This window comes from Kineococcus arenarius subsp. arenarius, assembly GCF_050871845.1.
GTDB lineage: Bacteria > Actinomycetota > Actinomycetes > Actinomycetales > Kineococcaceae > Kineococcus.
In genome coordinates this window covers 1-18,967 of record NZ_JBJLSE010000001.1, presented here as the reverse complement: position 1 = coordinate 18,967, position 18,967 = coordinate 1, and the positions used below count along the sequence as shown (strand labels likewise).

Annotated in this window: 17 protein-coding genes; 5 read left to right on the top strand and 12 right to left on the bottom strand. The window is 75.3% G+C overall.

Features of this window, described 5'->3' with window-relative positions; all coding sequences use genetic code 11:
• Positions 1-41 precede the first annotated feature (41 nt).
• Positions 42-1,298 carry a glucose-6-phosphate dehydrogenase assembly protein OpcA gene (opcA, locus tag ACRYM0_RS00085; RefSeq protein WP_432500876.1) on the top strand — a complete coding sequence of 419 codons (1,257 nt, stop codon included), beginning with the start codon at positions 42-44 and terminating at the stop codon, positions 1,296-1,298.
• Complete coding sequence (gene pgl, locus ACRYM0_RS00080) at positions 1,295-2,047, top strand: 6-phosphogluconolactonase (RefSeq protein ID WP_432500874.1); 753 nt, start codon at positions 1,295-1,297, stop codon at positions 2,045-2,047. The genes opcA and pgl overlap by 4 nt, the downstream gene beginning before the upstream one ends.
• A gap of 95 nt (positions 2,048-2,142) precedes the next feature.
• Here the strand turns inward: pgl and ACRYM0_RS00075 are convergent, their stop codons facing one another.
• From ACRYM0_RS00075 to ACRYM0_RS00020, 12 genes are all read right to left on the bottom strand, one after another.
• Positions 2,143-2,493: an RNA polymerase-binding protein RbpA gene (locus ACRYM0_RS00075; protein WP_166610646.1), complete on the bottom strand. Its 351-nt coding sequence runs from the start codon at positions 2,491-2,493 to the stop codon at positions 2,143-2,145.
• A gap of 48 nt (positions 2,494-2,541) precedes the next feature.
• Entirely contained in the window at positions 2,542-2,793 is a 252-nt protein-coding gene (gene secG, locus ACRYM0_RS00070; RefSeq protein ID WP_432500872.1) for a preprotein translocase subunit SecG, read from the bottom strand.
• Between the two features lie 133 nt (positions 2,794-2,926).
• Positions 2,927-3,712 carry a triose-phosphate isomerase gene (gene tpiA / locus ACRYM0_RS00065; protein ID WP_432500869.1) on the bottom strand — a complete coding sequence of 262 codons (786 nt, stop codon included), beginning with the start codon at positions 3,710-3,712 and terminating at the stop codon, positions 2,927-2,929.
• 52 nt (positions 3,713-3,764) lie between these two features.
• Positions 3,765-4,994 carry a phosphoglycerate kinase gene (locus ACRYM0_RS00060; RefSeq protein WP_432500867.1) on the bottom strand — a complete coding sequence of 410 codons (1,230 nt, stop codon included), beginning with the start codon at positions 4,992-4,994 and terminating at the stop codon, positions 3,765-3,767.
• A gap of 90 nt (positions 4,995-5,084) precedes the next feature.
• Positions 5,085-6,089 (bottom strand): type I glyceraldehyde-3-phosphate dehydrogenase, encoded by a 1,005-nt coding sequence (gap, locus tag ACRYM0_RS00055; protein ID WP_432500865.1) that lies wholly within the window; start codon positions 6,087-6,089, stop codon positions 5,085-5,087.
• Between the two features lie 160 nt (positions 6,090-6,249).
• Positions 6,250-7,230 (bottom strand): DNA-binding protein WhiA, encoded by a 981-nt coding sequence (whiA, locus tag ACRYM0_RS00050; protein WP_432500863.1) that lies wholly within the window; start codon positions 7,228-7,230, stop codon positions 6,250-6,252.
• An 85-nt stretch (positions 7,231-7,315) separates the two neighbouring features.
• Positions 7,316-8,374 (bottom strand): gluconeogenesis factor YvcK family protein, encoded by a 1,059-nt coding sequence (locus tag ACRYM0_RS00045; RefSeq protein ID WP_432500861.1) that lies wholly within the window; start codon positions 8,372-8,374, stop codon positions 7,316-7,318.
• Positions 8,371-9,345 (bottom strand): RNase adapter RapZ, encoded by a 975-nt coding sequence (gene rapZ, locus ACRYM0_RS00040; protein WP_432500858.1) that lies wholly within the window; start codon positions 9,343-9,345, stop codon positions 8,371-8,373. The genes ACRYM0_RS00045 and rapZ overlap by 4 nt, the downstream gene beginning before the upstream one ends.
• Positions 9,346-9,456: 111 nt before the next feature.
• Entirely contained in the window at positions 9,457-11,508 is a 2,052-nt protein-coding gene (uvrC, locus tag ACRYM0_RS00035) for an excinuclease ABC subunit UvrC (protein WP_432500855.1), read from the bottom strand.
• 67 nt (positions 11,509-11,575) lie between these two features.
• Entirely contained in the window at positions 11,576-12,625 is a 1,050-nt protein-coding gene (locus tag ACRYM0_RS00030; protein WP_432500853.1) for an FAD-dependent oxidoreductase, read from the bottom strand.
• A 242-nt stretch (positions 12,626-12,867) separates the two neighbouring features.
• Positions 12,868-13,677: an SDR family NAD(P)-dependent oxidoreductase gene (locus ACRYM0_RS00025; protein ID WP_432500851.1), complete on the bottom strand. Its 810-nt coding sequence runs from the start codon at positions 13,675-13,677 to the stop codon at positions 12,868-12,870.
• A gap of 99 nt (positions 13,678-13,776) precedes the next feature.
• Complete coding sequence (locus tag ACRYM0_RS00020) at positions 13,777-15,099, bottom strand: M20/M25/M40 family metallo-hydrolase (protein WP_432501172.1); 1,323 nt, start codon at positions 15,097-15,099, stop codon at positions 13,777-13,779.
• A 128-nt stretch (positions 15,100-15,227) separates the two neighbouring features.
• Here ACRYM0_RS00020 and ACRYM0_RS00015 point away from each other — a divergent pair, with 128 nt between their 5' ends.
• From ACRYM0_RS00015 to ACRYM0_RS00005, 3 genes are all read left to right on the top strand, one after another.
• On the top strand, positions 15,228-15,932 hold the full coding sequence (locus ACRYM0_RS00015; protein WP_432500850.1) for a GntR family transcriptional regulator: 705 nt from the start codon (positions 15,228-15,230) through the stop codon (positions 15,930-15,932).
• Positions 15,933-16,162: 230 nt separating this feature from the next.
• Positions 16,163-17,074, top strand: a complete 912-nt coding sequence (locus tag ACRYM0_RS00010; protein ID WP_432501170.1) for a sugar phosphate isomerase/epimerase family protein — start codon at positions 16,163-16,165, stop codon at positions 17,072-17,074.
• A 23-nt stretch (positions 17,075-17,097) separates the two neighbouring features.
• The gene (locus tag ACRYM0_RS00005) at positions 17,098-18,807 is read left to right on the top strand and encodes a dihydroxyacetone kinase family protein (RefSeq protein ID WP_432500847.1); all 1,710 of its coding nucleotides are present in this window, start codon (positions 17,098-17,100) and stop codon (positions 18,805-18,807) included.
• The last annotated feature ends 160 nt before the right edge of the window (positions 18,808-18,967 follow it).

The window sequence follows — 18,967 nt, the reverse complement described above, 5'->3', positions numbered from 1 at the left end:
GGCCCCACGACCGGACAGCACCTCGACGGGGAGCGGACGAAGTGATCATCGACCTGCCCAGCACGTCCACCAGCGCCATCAACAAGGCCCTGGTCGACCTGCGCGACTCCGGGGGCGCGGTCGCGCTCGGCCGGGTGCTCACGCTCGTCGTCGTCACCGACGACGCGCACGCCGAGGACGCGATCGCCGCGGCCAACGAGGCCAGCCGCGAGCACCCGTGCCGGGTGCTCGTGCTCGCGCGCGGCAACAAGCGCGGCGCGGCACGCCTGGACGCCCAGATCCGCGTCGGCGGGGACGCCGGGGCCAGCGAGGTCGTGGTGCTGCGCGCGTACGGCCCGCTGGTCGAGCACGGCCAGACCACGGTCGTCTCGCTCCTGCTGCCGGACGCGCCGATCGTGGCGTGGTGGCCGGGAGCGGCGCCGGAGGACCTCGCGAGCGATCCCATCGGGCGCATCGCGCAGCGCCGGATCACCGACTCCGCCGAGGCCCGCGACCCGCGCAAGGCCCTGGAGCAGCGCCGGGCCACCTACCGCGCCGGGGACACCGACCTGGCGTGGACGCGCCTGACGAACTGGCGGGCGCTGCTGGCCGCGGCGCTGGACCAGCCGCCCTTCGAGCGGGTCACCTCCATCACGGTGGCCGGGGCGCCGGACAGCCCGAGCACCGAACTGCTGGCGGCGTGGCTGGCCGTGAAGCTGAAGGCGCCGGTGCTGCGGGCGCGCACGAAGAAGGGCACCGGCGTGCAGAGCGTGCGCCTGGAGCGCACCTCGGGCCCCGTGGAACTGGTGCGCCCGGACCAGAACGTGGCGACGCTGACGCAGCCGGGTCAGCCGGACCGGCGGATGGCCCTGGCCCGCCGGCCCGTCAAGGACTGCCTGTCGGAGGAGCTGCGCCGCCTGGACCCGGACGAGGTCTACGGCGAGGTGCTGCGGGACGGGCTGCCGAAGGTCGGCTCCAAGGTCGTCACGGTCCGCGCCGCGCAGGCGCAGGGGCGGCTGCGCCCGCCGTCGGAGACCGCGCGCGAGCAGGCTGCCGCGGAGGTGGAGTCCGCGCGCGTGTCCCGGGCGATGAAGCGGGCCCAGCCCGCCGAGCCCACCCAGCGCGTCGGCGGCACCGCGGTGCCGAACGACGTGCACTCCGAGAACGCCTCGGAGCGCGGGACGGCACCGGCGGAGAAGACCGCCGCGGCGAAGCGGACGGCGGCCGGCAGGGGCGCGGCCGCGAAGAAGGCGGCACCGGCGAAGCGGGCCGCGGCCGGCGGGACCGCCGGGCGCACGACCCGCGGGGCTTCGGCGTGAGCGCGCACCCCCTCGTCGTCGTCCACCCCACGCCGGAGGCGCTCGCGCACGCCACGGCCGGGCGGCTGCTGACGGCCGTCACCGACGCCCTGGCCCAGCGGGGCGTCGCGCACGTCTCCCTGACCGGCGGGACGATCGGCGGCAAGACCCTCGAGGCCGTCGCCGCCTCCCCCGCCCGTGACGCCGTGGACTGGCGCCGGGTGCACCTGTGGTGGAGCGACGAGCGCTTCCTGCCGGCGGGGGACCCGGAGCGCAACGCCACCCAGGCCCGCCGCGCCCTGCTGGACGCGCTGGACCTGGACCCGGCCACGGTGCACGAACCGCCCGCCTCCGACGGCCCGGACGGCGACGACCCGGACGCCGCGGCCGCCCGCTACGCCGCGGAACTGGCCTCGCTGGCCGGTGGCGCGGAGGTCCCCGCGTTCGACGTGCTGCTGCTGGGGATGGGGCCCGACGGTCACGTCGCCTCCCTCTTCCCGCACCACCCCGGTCTGGCGCGCGACGAGTCCAGCGTCATCGGGGTGCGGCAGTCGCCGAAGCCGCCGCCCGTGCGGCTGTCCTTCACCTTCGGGGCGCTGGCCCGCGCCCGGCAGGTGTGGGTGGTCGCCTCCGGTGCGGAGAAGGCCGGTGCGGTGGCCCGCGGCGTCGCCGGGGAGGACGTGAGCACCACTCCCGCGGCCGGCGTGCGCGGCACCGAGGCGACGCTGTGGCTCGTGGACGACGCTGCCGCCGCGGACCTGCCCCGCTGACCGCTCACCGAGCACGACCGAAGGCCCCGACCGCGACGGTCGGGGCCTTCGGTCGTGCTCACGGCGGTGCCGGTGACGGAACCGCCCAGGGGCCCTCAGCGGATGAGACCGCGAGCGCGCAGACCTTCCAGGGCCTCGTTGAGGATGGCCTCACCGTCGGCGTCGCTGCGGCGTTCCTTCACGTACGCCAGGTGCGTCTTGTACGGCTCGTTGCGGGGCGGCGCCGGCGGGTTGGCGCGGTCCGTGCCGGCGGGGAACCCGCAGCGCGGGCAGTCCCACGTCTCCGGCGGCTCCACGCCAGACTCCTCGGCGAAGCTGGGCCGCGTCTCGTGCCCGTTGGCGCACCAGTAGGAGATGCGGACGCGAGGGGCGGTGTCCCCGCGCTCGGCCTCCCCCATGGGGCCGGCGCCGACCCTGCTGCCCCTGATGGCGTTGCCACCTGCCACGTTGAACGTCTCCCCTCGTCCGCTGCTCGCGGTGTGGTGCTCTGTTGCTCAGAAGTCGTCGGCGAAGCGCTGCACCAGGCCGAGCAGCACGATGGACACGAACCACAGCAGGGCGATCCCGACCGTGAAGCGGTTGAGGTTGCGCTCGGCCATGCTGGACCCCGACAGGCTGGTGGTGACACCGCCGCCGAACATGTCCGACAGCCCCCCGCCCTTGCCCTTGTGCATGAGGATCAGCAGCGTCAGGAAGAGGCTGGACAGCGCCAGCAGGACCTGCAGCACGATGCGGAGGACGGACACGCGGATCCTTCATCTCGTGGTCGCCCGCGCAGCGGGCCGACCGGGTCGGGGCTGGACCAGAGTAGGCCATCGGCGCCGCGGTCAGGTCGACCAGGACGCCGTCGGCGTGCCCCGGCCGGGGCCGGGCGGGTCGTCAGGCGGGGTGGTCGCGGTAGCGGACGATGGCGGCGAAGTCGCCGGCGTCGGTGCTGGCGCCACCCACCAGGGCGCCGTCCACGTCCGGCTGCCGCATGATCGAGGCGATGCTGGCGGGCTTGACGCTGCCGCCGTACAGGATGCGCACGGCCTGCGCGGTCTCCGCGTCGAACTGACCGGCCACCGCGGTGCGCACCGCCTCGCAGACCTCCTGGGCGTCCTCGGGGGTGGCGACCTCACCGGTGCCGATGGCCCACACCGGCTCGTAGGCCAGCACGAGCCCGGCCACCTGCCCGGCGCGCAGGCCCTCCAGCGCCGCAGTGACCTGCCCGACGGTGAACGCGACGTGCTCACCGGCCTTGCGCACCTGCAGGGCCTCCCCGACGCACACGATCGGCACCAGCCCGTGCTCGAGGGCCTTGGCGGTCTTGGCGCGCACGGTGGCGTCGTCCTCACCGTGGTACTGGCGGCGCTCGGAGTGGCCCACCGCGACGTACGTGACGCCCAGCTTGGCCAGCTGCGCCGCGGAGACCTCACCGGTGTAGGCGCCGGACTCGTGCGCGGAGACGTCCTGGGCACCGAGCTTGATCGCCAGCTGGTCGCCCTCGATGAGGGTCTGGATCGTGCGCAGGGACGTGTGCGAGGGCAGCACGGCGACCTCGACGGCCGAGTGGTCGTGCTTGGCGTCCTTGAGCGTCCAGTCCAGCTTCTGCACCAGCAGGGTGCCCTGCTGGTGGTCCAGGACCATCTTCCAGTTCCCGGCGATCAGGGGGGTGCGGCTCATGGGGTCCGTCCGTGGGTCGGGGGCGGGCTGGGTCGGGGTGGTCGGTCCGTCGTCAGTCCTCGAGGACGTCCAGGCCCGGCAGGTGCTTGCCCTCCAGGAACTCCAGGCTGGCGCCGCCACCGGTGGAGATGTGGCCGAACTGGGAGTCGGCGAACCCGAGGGTGCGCACGGCCGCCGCGGAGTCGCCGCCGCCGACGACGCTGAACGCCTGCGAGTCGGCCAGGGCCTGGGCGACGGTGCGGGTGCCGCCCGCGTACGGCTCCATCTCGAACACGCCCATCGGCCCGTTCCAGAACACGGTGCGCGCGTCGGCGAGCTTCGCGGCGAACGCGTCGGCGGAGTTCGGCCCGATGTCCAGGCCGATGCGGTCGGCGGGGATCGCGTCGGCCGCGACGACGGCGTGGTCGGCGTCGGCGGCGAAGGCGGTGGCGGCGACCACGTCGCTGGGCAGCACCACCTCGACGCCCTTGTCCTGCGCGGTGCGCAGGTAGGAGCGCACGGTCTCGAGCTGGTCCTCCTCCAGCAGGGACTTGCCGACCTCGTGGCCGGCGGCCCTCAGGAACGTGAAGACCATGCCGCCACCGACCAGGAGCCGGTCGCCGGGGGCCAGCAGGGAGCCGAGGAGGTTGTCGATGACGCCGAGCTTGTCGGAGACCTTCGAGCCGCCGAGCACCACGGCGTAGGGGCGCTCGGGGGACGTGGTCAGCCGGCGCAGCACCTCGACCTCGGTGGCGACCAGGCCGCCGGCGGCGTGCGGCAGGCGCTGGGCGACGTCGTAGACGCTGGCGTGCTTGCGGTGCACGGCGCCGAAGCCGTCGGAGACGTAGGCGTCGGCCAGGGCGGCGAGGGAGTCGGCGAAGGCGCCGCGCTCGGCGTCGTCCTTGCTGGTCTCGGCGGCGTTGAAGCGCACGTTCTCCAGCAGCACCAGGGAACCGTCGGCCAGCGACCCGACGGCCGCGGCGGCCTCGTCGCCGACGGTCACCGGGCAGAAGGAGACGTCCACGCCGTCCAGCAGCTCCGCCAGGCGGGCGTGCACGGGGGCCAGGGAGTACTTCGCCTCCGGGGCCCCCTTCGGCCGGCCCAGGTGGGCCGTGACGACGACGCGGGCGCCGGCGTCCAGCAGGCGGCGCAGCGTGGGCACCGAGGCGCGCACGCGACCGTCGTCGGTGATGCGGGGGGCGTCGCCGGAGTGGTCCAGCGGCACGTTGAGGTCGCTGCGCACCAGCACCCGCCGGCCGCGCAGGCCGCCGAGCTCGCGCTCGAGGTCGTCGATGGTCTTCACGGTTCCTCCGGGGGCCTGGGGGCGTCGGGCGGGTGCGGGCGGGCAGCCCTCACCGGCCCGGGGCGCGCTGCCCCGGGCCGGTGGCGGTGCTCAGAGGGAGCTGCCGACCAGCTTGACGAGGTCGACGAGGCGGTTGGAGTAGCCCCACTCGTTGTCGTACCAGCCGACGACCTTCACCTGGTCGCCCATGACCTTGGTCAGGCCCGAGTCGTAGATGCAGGAGGCGGGGTCGGTGACGATGTCGCTGGAGACCAGCTCCTCGTCGGAGTACACGAGGTAGCCCTTCAGCGGGCCGTCGGCGGCGGCGCGGTAGGCGGCGTCGACCTCCTCGGCGCTGACCTCGCGGCTCAGGGTCACGGTGAGGTCGGTGGCCGAGCCGGTCGGGACCGGCACGCGCAGCGCGTAGCCGTCCAGCTTGCCCTTCAGCTCGGGCAGCACCAGGCCGATCGCCTTGGCCGCACCGGTGCTGGTCGGCACGATGTTCAGGGCGGCGGCGCGGGCGCGGCGCAGGTCCTTGTGCGGGCCGTCCTGCAGGTTCTGGTCGGCGGTGTAGGCGTGCACCGTCGTCATCAGGCCGCGCTCGATGCCGAAGGCGTCGTTGAGGACCTTCGCCAGCGGCGCCAGGCAGTTGGTGGTGCACGAGGCGTTGGAGATGATCGTGTGCTTGGCGGCGTCGTAGTCGCCGTCGTTGACGCCCATGACGACGGTGACGTCGTCGTTCTTGGCGGGCGCGGAGATGACGACCTTCTTGGCGCCGGCCGTCACGTGAGCCTTGGCCTTCTCGCCGTCGGTGAAGAAGCCGGTGGACTCGATGACGACGTCCACGCCCAGCTCGCCCCAGGGCAGCTTGCCCGGGTCGCGCTCGGCCAGGACCTTCACCGAGCGGGACCCCACCACGATGGAGTCGCCCTCGACGCGCACCTCCTCGGCCAGCTTGCCCAGGACGGAGTCGTGCTTGAGCAGGTGCGCCAGCGCCTTGGCGTCGGTGAGGTCGTTGACGGCCACGACCTCGATGTCCGCACCGGAGGCCAGTGCGGCGCGGAAGAAGTTGCGGCCGATGCGGCCGAAGCCGTTGATGCCGACCTTGGTGGTCATGCGCTCTCCTCCTCGACGCACCGGGCGGGCCCGGGCGCGTCAGCTCTGCGTGATCGTCATTGCTGCGCCAGCCGCAGCGCCGCGGCGACGGTACGACCCTATGGCCTGCGTCACGTCGGGTGCAGCCGGGGTGCGTCGGCGGCCCGGCGCCGCGCGGCGCTCAGGCGTCGAGCATGTCCGCGGACAGGCCCGAGTCGGTGCCCGGGACCCCCAGCTCGCCGGCCCGCTTGTCGGCCATCCCCAGCAGCCGGCGGATGCGCCCGGCGATGGCGTCCTTCGTCATCGGCGGGTCGGCCAGCTGCCCCAGCTCCTCCAGGCTGGCCTGCTTGTGCTCCAGGCGCAGGCGCCCGGCCTGCAGCAGGTGCTCCGGCACGTCGTCGCCCAGCAGTTCCAGGGCCCGCTCCACGCGCGCGCCGGCGGCGACGGCGGCGCGCGCCGAGCGGCGCAGGTTGGCGTCGTCGAAGTTGGCCAGGCGGTTGGCGGTGGCGCGCACCTCGCGGCGCATCCGCCGCTCCTCCCACGTCATCATCGCGTCGTGCGCGCCCAGCCGGGTCAGCAGCGCGCTGATGGCGTCGCCGTCGCGCAGCACGACCCGGTCCACGCCGCGCACCTCGCGGGCCTTGGCCGACAGCTCCAGCCGCCGGGCCGCGCCCACCAGGGCCAGCGCCGCCTCGGGGCCGGGACAGGTGACCTCCAGGGCGGCGGAGCGGCCGGGCTCGGTGAGCGAGCCGCGCGCCAGGAACGCCCCGCGCCAGGCGGCCTCGGCGATCTGCGCCGAGGAGGACACGATGTGCGAGGGCAGGCCCCGCACCGGCCGGCCGCGGGTGTCCAGCAGGCCGGTCTGGCGCGCCAGGGACTCCCCCTCGCGCGCCACGCGCAGCACGTACCGGGTGGCGCGGCGCAGGCCGGAGGCCTGCACGACGAGCAGGTCACTGGGGTGGCCGAAGACGTCGGCGATGTCGCGGCGCAGCCGCCGCGCGATCGAGGCGGAGTCCAGCTCCGCCTCGATGACGATGCGCCCGGAGACGATGTGCAGCCCACCGGCGAAGCGCAGCATCACCGACACCTCGGCCTTGCGCGCCGCGGTCGTCGTCACCGGCAGCCGGCTCAGCTCGTCCTTGACCGCCGCCGTCATCGCCATGCCCAGTCCTCCTCGGACCTCGCGTCCCGCGGCGGCGCGCACCGCGCCGCCTCCTGCGTGTCCCCGCCCGCGCCCGCCGGCGCGCTCACGACCGACCCCACGGTGCCACCCCCGCGCCCGGGCCGGGGACCACCGGGCCGGCGAAGACGTCCCGGTAGGCCGCCGCCAGCCGCAGCGCGTCGTGCCGCGCGGTGCCGTCGCCGGTGGAGACGGGGCGCAGCACGAGCTCGGCCCCCAGCCCGGCCGCCGCGGCGGCGAGCTCCGACGGGTCGCCCACGGCCACCGGGTCGGCGACCACGGCGTCCACCCGCAGCCCGGGGGCGTGGGCCGCCAGCACCTCCAGGTGCGCCTCGGCGCTGAAGCCGTCGGTCTCCCCCGGCTGGGCGGCCAGGTTCAGCGTCACGCACACCCGGGCGCTCGTCTCGCACAGCGCCTGCGCCAGCGCGGGCACCATGAGGTGCGGCAGGACGCTGGTGAACCAGGACCCCGGCCCCAGGACCACCCAGTCCGCCGCGCGCACGGCGTGGACCACCTCCGCGGGCACCGGCGGGTCCGGGGGCACCAGCCGCACCCCGCTGACGCGGCCGGTGGTGGAGGCCACGGCGACCTGGCCGCGCACGGGCGTGACGGCCGTGTCGTCGCCGGGCACCAGCCCGAGCACGTCGGCCTCGATGTCCAGCGGGACCGCGGCCATCGGCAGCACGCGCCCGCGCGCACCGAGCAGCCGGGCGACCCAGTCCAGGCCGCTGACCTCGTCGCCGAGCAGCTCCCACAAGGTGGCGATGAGCAGGTTGCCGGTGGCGTGCTGGTGCAGGCCGCCGGCGGAGTCGAAGCGGTGCTGCAGCACGTCGCGCCAGGTGCGGCCCCACTCGGAGTCGTCGCACAGGGCGGACAGGGCCATCCGCAGGTCCCCGGGCGGCAGCACGCCCAGCTCGCGGCGCAGCCTGCCGGAGGAACCGCCGTCGTCGGCGACGGTGACCACGGCGGTCAGGCGGTCGGTGAGGTGGCGCAGGGCCGACAGGGAGGCGTACAGCCCGTGGCCGCCCCCCAGCGCGACGACGGCCGGCGCCCCCGTCGGCGCGGCGGGCGCGGTGCGCGCGGGCAGGGCACCGGTGATCGGGACGGGGCCGGTGGGCAGGCTCACTCGCGCCCCAGGTCCCGGTGCAGGACGCGCACGCCCACGCCGGCGCGGCGCAGGCGGGTGCCGAGCTCCTCGGCCATCGCCACGGAGCGGTGCTTGCCGCCGGTGCAGCCGAACGCGATGGTCGCGTAGCGCTTGTTCTCGCGGCGGTAGCCGGTCAGCACCGGCTCCAGCGCCTCGACGTAGCGGTCGAGGAAGGGGCGGGCGCCCTCGGCGGCCAGCACGTACGCCGAGACGGGGGCGTCCTGGCCGGTGAGCGGGCGCAGCTCCGGCTCCCAGTGCGGGTTGGGCAGGAAGCGCAGGTCGGCGATGTGCTCGGCGTCGGCGGGGGTGCCGTACTTGAAGCCGAAGCTCATGACGGTCACGCGCAGGTCGTCGGTGCCCTCGGCCTCGAACAGGGACGCCACGAGGGCGCCGAGCTGGTGGACGTTGAAGGAGGAGGAGTCCACCACGACGTCGGCGCGCGAGCGCAGGTCGCCGGTGAGGGCGCGCTCGCGGGCGATGCCGTCGACGATGCGGTCGTCGCCCTGCAGGGGGTGCGGGCGGCGCACGGACTCGAAGCGGCGCACGAGGGCCTCGTCGGTGGCGTCGAGGAAGAGCACCCGCGGGGAGACGTGGCGGGTGTCCAGGGCGGCGAGCGTGCCGGTCAGCTCGGCGAAGAAGCTGCCGCCGCGGACGTCGACGACCACGGCGATGCGCGGCACGGACAGCCCGGCGCGGGCGGCCAGCTCGGCCAGCGGTTCGAGCATCTGCGGCGGGAGGTTGTCCACGACGTACCAGCCGAGGTCTTCCAGCGCCTTGCCGGCGGTCGAGCGGCCCGCACCGGACATGCCGGTGATGATGAGCAGCTCGGGCCGGCGCGGGCGGGCCTCCTGCGCCGGGTCCGGTTGCGCGGCAACGGCGTCGGACCCCGCGGGCGCAGAGCCCTGGGGAGCCTCGGGGCGGGCGTCTGCCGGTGGTTCCACGGGTGCCATCCTGTCACCCCGGGCGTGTCGCGCGCGACGAGGACGGCACGCTCCGCAGCCGTGAGGTGACGTGGCGTTCCCCTCACCGCTGGACGAGACCCGCCCGGCGCCCCGCGCCGCTCACTCCAGCAGCTCGCCCGTCGCGGTGTCGACCGCCGGCTCGGGGGCCGGCGCGCCGGCGAGGGCCGCCACCACGGCCAGCGCGGTGCGCGGGCCCACGCCGGGCACCTCGGCGACCTCCTCGGCGGTGGCGGCGCGCAGCTTCTTGACGGAGCCGAAGTGCTTCAGCAGCGCGGCGCGGCGCGCCGCGCCGAGGCCGGGCACGCCGTCCAGGGCGCTGGTGGTCATGGCCCGGCTGCGCTTGGAGCGGTGGTAGGTGATGGCGAAGCGGTGGGCCTCGTCGCGCACCCGCTGCAGCAGGAACAGGCCCTGGCTGGTGCGCGGCAGGACCAGGGGGTGCTCCTCCCCCGGCAGCCAGACCTCCTCCAGCCGCTTGGCCAGCCCGCACAGGGCCACGTCGACGACGCCGGCGTCGGCGAGCGCCCGCGCGGCGGCCTCGACCTGGGGGCGGCCGCCGTCGACCACGACGAGGTTGGGCGCGTAGGCGAAGCGCCGGGGGCGCCCGGTGTCGGGGTCGACCCCGGGCGCCTGATCGCCGGTGGCGCCGTCCAGCTCCACCACGAGCCCGCCCTCCGCCGCGGCCCCGGTCCCCCCCGGGGTCTCGGCCTCCACCTCGGCCAGGCCGGCGACCGGGGCCGCACCGTCGTCGCGCTCGGCGCGCGAGCGCTTGAACCGGCGGGTGAGGACCTCGCGCATGGCGCGGGTGTCGTCCAGGCCGCCCTCGTCGCCGCGCACGGCGAAACGGCGGTAGTCGGACTTCCTGGGCAGGCCGTCCTCGAAGACGACCATGGAGGCGACGACGTTGGTCTCCTGGGTGTGCGAGACGTCGAAGCACTCGATGCGCAGCGGCGCCTCGTCCAGGCCGAGGGCCTCCTGCAGCTCCTGCAGCGCCTGGCTGCGGGTGGTGAGGTCCCCCGCGCGGCGCGTCTTGTGCAGGGCCAGCGCCTGGGTCGCGTTGCGCTGCACCGTCTCCATCAGGGCGCGCTTGTCGCCGCGCTGCGGCACGCGCAGGTCGACGCGGGAGCCGCGCAGCTCGCCGAGCCAGTCCTCCACCTCGGCCTCGCCGGTGGCCGGCAGGTGCGGCACCAGCACCTCGCGGGGCACGGCCTCGCCGGACTCGCCGCCGTACACCTGCAGCAACAGCTGCTCGACGAGCTCGGCGGGCCCGACGTCCTCGACCTTCTCCACCACCCAGCCGCGCTGGCCGCGCACCCGCCCGCCGCGCACGTGGAAGACCTGCACGGCGGCCTCGAGCTCGTCGTCGGCGACGGCGAACACGTCCGCGTCGGTGGCGTCGGGCAGGACGACCGCGGACTTCTCCAGCGCCTTCTGCAGGGCGCCGAGGTCGTCGCGCAGGCGGGCGGCGCGCTCGAAGTCCAGCTCGGCGGCGGCGGCGCGCATCTCCTGCTCGGTGCGGCGCACGAACCTGGCGGTGTTGCCGGCCACGAAGTCGCACAGGTCCGCGGCCAGGGCGCGGTGGTCCTCGGTGGAGATGCGCCCCACGCACGGTGCGGAGCACTTGTCGATGTAGCCCAGCAGGCAGGGGCGCCCGGAGGCGGCGGCGCGCTTGAACACCCCCGAGGAGCAGGTGCGCACGGGGAAGACCCGCAGCAGCAGGTCGACGGTCTCGCGGATGGCCCAGGCGTGCGTGTAGGGCCCGAAGTAGCGGGTCCCCTTGCGCTTGGCGCCGCGCATGACCTGCACGCGCGGCACCTCCTCGCCCATGGTCACCGCCAGGTACGGGTAGGACTTGTCGTCGCGGTACTTGACGTTGAAGCGCGGGTCGAACTCCTTGATCCAGGAGTACTCCAGCTGCAGCGCCTCGACCTCGGTGGAGACCACCGTCCACTCCACGCCGGCGGCCGTGGTGACCATCGCCAGGGTGCGCGGGTGCAGCGCCGAGGGCTCCTGGAAGTAGTTCGCCAGGCGCTGGCGCAGGTTCTTGGCCTTGCCGACGTAGACGACGCGCCCCGCCGGGTCGCGGAAGCGGTAGACGCCGGGCTCGTCGGGGACCTCCCCGGGCTTGGGGCGGTAGGTGGCGGGGTCGGGCACGCGTAGAGGCTAAGCCGGGGCACCGACGCAGCGGCCCGGGCCGGTGCTCCCCGGGACCGCCGCGCCCTCAGCGCACGGGGACCGCGAGCCGCTGCACCGCGGCGCGGGCGGCGGGCAGCCCGTCGCCGGCACCGGCCACGGGGCCGTCCTCCACGCGGACCAGGCCGGGGAGCGGGGCACCACCGGCCTCCTCGGCCGTCAGCGGCAGGCTGGCGGGCAGGCGCACGACCGCGTCGTCCAGGACGCGCACCGGCCCGGGCACGCCGAGGGCGGGCAGCTCGGCCAGGACCAGGCGCCGCAGGGCGGCGTCGTCCATCGCGGTCAGCTCGTCGCCCGGGGCGGACAGCTCGGCGCGCAGGACCGCGCCGTGGGCCGCGGCCAGGGTGCGGGGGCGCCACGCTCGCGCGGACGTCAGGCGGCGCACGCGGGGCCCGGGGTCGGCTGCGGTGACGTCGTGGGCGCGGGGGCCGACGACGGCGCCGTCGGGGGCGTCCACGAGCAGGTGCACCAGGTGGGCGTCGCGGCTGCTGGCCACGGCCACGGCGCCCGGCGGGAGCAGGCGCCGGTGGGTGGGCAGCGCGTCGACGACGCCGCGGCAGGCGAGGAGGTGCTCGCCGGTGGCGTCCCGGACGCGCACGGCGGCCACCCGGCCGTCCTGCGCGTGCAGGCCGGTGGCGGTGGCCCCGGTGAGCACGAGCGCACCGCGGGCCCGCAACCGGCGGGCCAGCTCGGCCCACAGCGCGCCGGTGCCGGCCACGGGGCTGAGGACCTCGGGGCCGCGGCGCGGCGCCCGCGGCCGGTGTCCCCGCGGGGCGAGCGCGTGCCGGGCGCGGGTGCGCTCCACGTGCCCGCCGCTGAGGTCCAGCCACTGGGCGACGACCTGCGGCGCGGCGTCCACCGCGCACCCCGGTGAGCTCAGCGAGTGCGGCAGGCCCCACAGCTCCACCGACCGGGCCAGGCCGCCGACGGTGTCGGCGGCCTCGACGACGACCACGTCGACGCCGGCGTCCAGCAGGGCCTCGGCGGCCGCCAGACCCCGCGATCCGGCGCCGGCGACCACGACGGGCAGGCCGGCACCCGTGCCCGCCTCCTGACGCACGAGTGTCGGTGCGCTCACTGGATCCACTCCTCCCCCCGGCGCCGCCCGGTGCCGCGCTCCTGCGCGCGATCCCGGTTCCCCCGGCGCTCCACGTCCTGGTCCCGGCCCGCCCCGCGAGGGGGCCGAGGTGGGCAGTGTGCCAGTGCCCGGGGTGCGGGGCGCGGTGTTCACCCGCACTGCTGCACAAGTACTACCGACAGTTGTCGGGTTGCGACGGACCGTGCACGGGGCCGCTCCCGCCGGCCGCCGCCGCGGTGCCGTCAGTCCGCCGAGCCGGGTTCGGCGAGCTTGCCCTGCCCCTTGGCCAGCGGGGCGTTCGGCAGCAGGTTGGCGGTGGCACCCTGCAGCTTGGTGCCCAGCGACCCCGTGACCACGTGGTCGCGGTCCTTGCTCAGCGCCTTGAACGCCTGCCGGGCGACGGTGGCCGGGTCGTCCTTGGCGGACGTCTGCGCCATCTTCGTGTCCTCCATGCCGGCGCGCTCGAAGAACTCCGTGTCGGTGGGGCCGGGCAGGAACGCGGTCACGCCGACCCCCGCCTGCTGCAGCTCCTGGCGCAGCGACTGCGCCAGGGACTGCACGAAGGCCTTGGAGGCGCCGTAGACGGCCTGGTAGGGAGCCGGCACGCGCGCGGCCAGGGAGGAGGTGAACAGGATCCGGCCCTCACCGCGCCGCACCATCGCGCGGGCGGCCAGCTTGGCCAGGTGCACGAACGAGACGACGTTGAGGTCGATCAGGTGCAGCTCGGCCTCGAGGTCGGTCTCGACGAACTCGCCGCCCACGCCCACCCCCGCGTGGATCGCCACCGCGTCCACGTCCCGCCCGCCCGCGGTGGCCGCCGCCCAGAGCTGTTCCACACCGGCGGCGGTGGACAGGTCCACGCGGACCGCCTCGACGCGGGCGGCGTCCTCCACCTCGGCCAGCTGCTCCGGCACGGCGGTGATGCGCTCGTCCTCGGCGGCGACGAGCACGTCGTAGCCGCCGGCGACGAACTGCTTGGCCAGCTCCAGCCCGATGCCCGTGGAGGCGCCGGTCACGACGGCGAACGGGCGGGACGTGTCGGGAGTGCTCACTGCGGACCTCCGGGTCGCGGCGCGCCGCGGCGCGGCGGCTCTGGCCGCACTCCTGCCCCGTGCGCGCCGATCCATGCGCGCCGGAGCGGGCGGACCCGCTCAGCAGGTGGCGACGAACCGCTGCAGCACCCGCACGCCGAAGCGCAGCGCGTCCAGCGGGACGCGCTCGTCCACCCCGTGGAACATGCCGGCGAAGTCCATGCCGGCCGGCAGGCGCAGCGGCGCGAAACCGTACCCGCGCACCCCCAGGTGCGAGAACGACTTGTTGTCGGTGCCACCGGCCAGGCAGTACGGCAGCACGGCGGCCCCGGGGTCCTCCGCCTCCAGCGCGGAGCGCATGCGGTCCACCAGGGGCACGGCGAAGTCCGTCTCCAGCGCCACGGACTCGTTGACGGTCTCGACGTCGATGCGCTCACCGGCCAGTTCGCGGATCGTGGCCAGCAGTTCCTCCTGCCGGCCGGGAAGGTAGCGGCAGTCCACCAGCGCCGTGGCGGTGCCGGGGATGACGTTGTGCTTGTACCCGGCCTCCAGCACGGTCGGGTTGGCGGTGTTCTGCAGGGTGGCGCCCACCCACCGGGCGGTGGTGCCCAGCGTCGCCAGCAGCGCCGAGGGGTCGTCCTCGTCGAAGGTCACCCCGGTGATCTCCGAGACCCCCTGCAGGAACTGGCGCACGGTGGCGGTGTACTCGATCGGCCACTGGTGCGCGCCGATGCGGGCCACGGCGGCGCACAGCCGGGTGACGGCGTTGTCGGTGCCGACCTGCGAACCGTGCCCGGCGCGCCCGTGCGCCACCAGCCGCAGCCACGCCAGGCCCTTCTCCGCGGTCTGCAGCAGGTACGCGCGCCTGCCGTCCAGGTCGACGGAGAAACCGCCGACCTCGCTGACGGCCTCGGTCACCCCCTCGAAGAGGTCGGGGCGGTGGTGCACGAGCCACTCCGCGCCCTGCACCCCGGCGGCCTCCTCGTCCGCGAGGAAGGCCACGACCAGGTCGCGCGGCGGGCGCTGGCCGGTGCGGGCCAGGTCGCGCACGACGGCCAGCAGCATCGCGTCCATGTCCTTCATGTCCACGGCGCCGCGGCCCCACAGGCAGCCGTCGGCGATCTCGCCGGCGAAGGGGTCGACGCTCCAGTCCGCGGCGCGGGCGGGGACGACGTCCAGGTGCCCGTGCAGCAGCAGCGCACCGCGCTCGGCGGTGCCGCGCTCGTCGCCGGGGATGCGCAGGACGACGTTGCCGCGACCGGGGAAACCCTCGACGTACTCCGGCTGCAGGCCCACCTCGTGCAGCAGGGCCGCGACGTGCTCGGCCGCGGCCCGCTCGCCGGGTCCGGAACCGTCACCCGGGTTGGAGGTGTCGATGCGGATGAGGTCGCGGGCGAGGTCGACGACCTCGTCCTGGGCCACCTGCCGCGCCTGCGCGGACAGGCCCGCCCCCTCCCCGCTCGCCCGGCCACCGTCCGTCGCGTTCCCCTGTGCGCTCACGCCCGCCACGCTAGACGCCGCCCGCCCGGTGCGCGGGACGGACCCGGTGCGGACGGTAACGTCCGCGTGCCATGGGAACCCCACCACCCGCCGCCGCACCGGCACGCCCGGCCGGCGCGGGCGAGTGGACGGGCGAGGGGCACCGCGGGGTGACCGACGCCGTCCACGACGCGCTGCTGGAACTGCTCATGAGCCGCGGGGTCGAACCCGGCTCGGCGCTGCGCACGCAGGGCCTCGCCGACCGGCTGGGCGTCTCGGCCACCCCGGTGCGCGAGGCGCTGGCGCGCCTGGAGGGCACCGGCCTGGTGGTGCGCAGCGCCCGGCGCGGCTACCGGGCGGCGCCGCTGCTGTCGGCGCGCGAACTGGCCCAGCTCGTCGACGTGCGCCTGCTGGTGGAACCGGGCAACGCCGAGCGGGCCTGCACCCGCGCCGACGACGCGTTCGTCGCCCGGCTGCACGCGGCGGTCGAGCGGCAGCGGCACGCCCCCACGGGGCCGGGCTACAGCGGGTTCAAGGACTACCTGGCCGCCGACTGGGCCTTCCACGAGCTCGTCGCCGAGGGCACGGGCAACCCCTTCATCGTGCGCACGCTGGACTCCTTCCGCGGGTTCGTGCAGCGCCTGCACCAGGTCGAGCAGCACGTGCCGGACTCCGCGGAGAGCGTGGCCGAGCACGAGGCGATCGTGCGCGCCTTCGAGGTGCGCGACCCGGTCGCGGCGGCCGCGGCGATGCGCGCGCACCTGGAGGGGGTGCTGGCCAGGGCCACCACGGACTGACCCCCGGCGGGGGCCGCCGCCGCGGGCACCCGGACGGGGTGCCGGGCGTTGACAGCTCGGGCGCGGTGAGGCAGTCTGCTCCCCGTCCTGATTTTCTATAGAATCTGGGACCCCGGGTCCCGATGGAGCGAGACGTGAGCGACGACGCCGCACAGCCCACCCAGCGCACGACCGTCTTCGACGGCTACCCCGAGGTCCTGACGCGGGAGAACTGGCCGATCACCGTGCCGATGATGCCGCACCCCGGTGTGCTGCCCGACGGCACGTCGGTGCAGGACCAGCCCGCCGAGGGCTGGGCCGCGACCCTCGACGTCATGGTCGACGCCGGCTACACCAGCATCGACCCGACCGACACCTGGATCCGCATCGCGGACCTGTCGCCGGAGCGGCTGCAGGAGTTCGCCCGCACCGTGCGCGCCGCCGGCCTGAGCATCCCGGCGTTCTCCACCTCGCGCCGCAGCGTCATGGACCACGAGAAGGCCGACGAGAACCTCGCCTACTCGCACCGCGCCATCGACGCGTGCGCCGCCATCGGCATCCCGCTGGTGAACTTCGGCTTCATGCGCGGCTTCACCCCCGCGCAGGCGAAGGCCCTGTGGTTCTGGCTGGAGCCCGGCTACTCCGACGACTTCTCCGACGAGGCGCGCCGCACGGCCGTGAAGAAGATCCAGGAGCTCGCGAAGCACGCCCAGGAGGTGGGTGTGCAGATCGCGCTGGAGATGTACGAGGACACCTACCTCGGCACCGCCGACTCCGCCGTGCAGTTCATCCACGAGGTGGGCTACGACAACGTCGGCCTCAACCCCGACTTCGGCAACATCTGGCGCCTGCACCGGCCCGTGGAGCCGTGGGAGGAGATCGCGGCGAAGATGCTGCCGCACACCAACTACTGGCACCTGAAGAACTACTACCGCGACGAGGAGCCGAGCACCGGCTCGGTGCGCACGCACCCCGCGCCGCTGGAGTTCGGCACCATCAACTACCGCAAGGCGATCGGCATCGCGATCGAGTCCGGCTTCCGGGGCACGTTCTGCGTGGAGCACTACGGCGGCGACAGCATCAGCGTCGGCGCCACCAACCGCGAGTACATCCGCCGCGTCCTGCCCAAGCAGACGCCCTGGGCGCCGTTCCGCACCCTCTGAGCGATCGAAGGAGACCGTTCGACATGACGAAGATCTTCGGTGACCCGGCCTCGTTCGTCGACGACGCCATGGCAGGGTTCGTGGACCTGTACTCGCAGTACGTGCAGCCGGTGCCGCACGGCGTGATCCGCTCCACCGCCACCCCCGAGGGCAAGGTCGCCGTGATCGCCGGCGGCGGCTCCGGGCACTACCCCGCCTTCGCCGGCTACGTCGGCCCAGGCCTGGCCGACGCCGCCGTGTGCGGCAACGTGTTCGCCTCGCCCTCCACCCGCTGGGTCTACGACGTGGCCAAGGCCGCGAACCGCGGCGGCGGGGTGGTCCTGGGCTTCGGCAACTACGCCGGTGACATCCTCAACTTCGGCCTGGCCGCCGAGCGGCTGCGCGCCGAAGGCATCCCGGCCGAGCTCATCGTGGTCACCGACGACGTCGCCTCCGAGGGCCAGGGGGCCAACGGCCAGCGCCGCGGCATCGCCGGCGACGTCGTGGCGTTCAAGATCGCCGGCGCGGCCGCCGAGGCCGGCTACGACTTCGACGGCGTCGTGCGCGCCGCGCGCCGCGCCAACGACCTGACCCGCTCGATGGGCATCGCCTTCGCCGGGTGCACCCTGCCCGGCGAGAGCGAGCCGCTGTTCACGGTCACGCCCGGGCACATGGGCGTCGGTCTGGGCATCCACGGCGAGCCGGGCATCTCCGAGGAGCCCATCGGCTCCCCCGAGGAGATCGCCGAGCTGCTGGTGCAGCGGGTCCTGGGCGCCAAGCCCGCCGGCGCCCCCGACACCGGCCGGATCACCGTGCTCGTCAACGGCCTGGGCTCCACCAAGTACGAGGAGCTGTTCCTGCTCTACGCGCCGATCGCGGCGCGGCTGCGGGCGGCCGGCTACGAGATCGTCGCCCCCCAGGTCGGAGAGCTGGTCACCTCCCTGGACATGGCCGGCGCCTCGCTGACGGTCACCTGGCTGGACGAGGAGCTGGAGACGCTGTGGACGGCTCCGGCCCAGTGCCCGGCGCTGTCGGTGGGCCCGGTCATCGAGACCACCCCCGCCCCGGTGTTCCAGGCGCCCGAGGAGGAGGTGGCCGACTACTCCGGCACCCCCGAGGCCGCGCAGCAGGCCGGCCAGAAGGTGGCCGCGCTCATCGAGGCCGTGCGCGACGTCCTCGAGGACGCCGAGGCCGAGCTGGGCCGCATCGACGCCATCGCCGGTGACGGCGACCACGGCACCGGCATGGTCAACGGCTCGGTGGCCGCCGCGCAGGCCGCCCGCGCCGCCGCCGACGCCGGGGCGGGCGCCGCCTCGACGCTGGCCGCGGCCGGTGGGGCGTGGGCCGATCGCGCCGGGGGCACCTCCGGGGTGATCTGGGGGGTGCTGCTGCACGCGTTCGCCGACCAGCTCGGTGATGCGGGCGCGCCCACCGCCGAGCAGGTCGCCGCCGGTGCCGGCGCGTCGGTGGAGGCCGTGCAGCGCCTGGCCGGGGCGCGGGTGGGCAACAAGACCATGCTGGACGCGCAGGTGCCGTTCGCCGAGGCGCTCGCCGAGCGCGTGGCGGCCGGCGACGACCTGAAGACCGCCTGGGCGGCCGCCGCGCAGGCCTCCACGGCCGCCGCGGAGGCCACCAAGGACCTGCGCCCGCAGATCGGGCGGGCCCGGCCGCTGGCCGAGCGGTCCCTGGGGCACCCGGACGCCGGCGCGATCTCCCTGGCGCTGGTGACCCGCACCATCGCCGACAACCTCTGACCGCACGAGACACCGAGGAGATCACCGTGACCGAGACCCCGCAGTGGCGTGTCGTCGTGGCCGCCGACGAGGCCGGGCTGTCCTACAAGGACGCCATCAAGGCCGACCTGCTCAAGGACCCGCGCGTGAAGGAGGTCATCGACGTCGGCATCAACGGCGA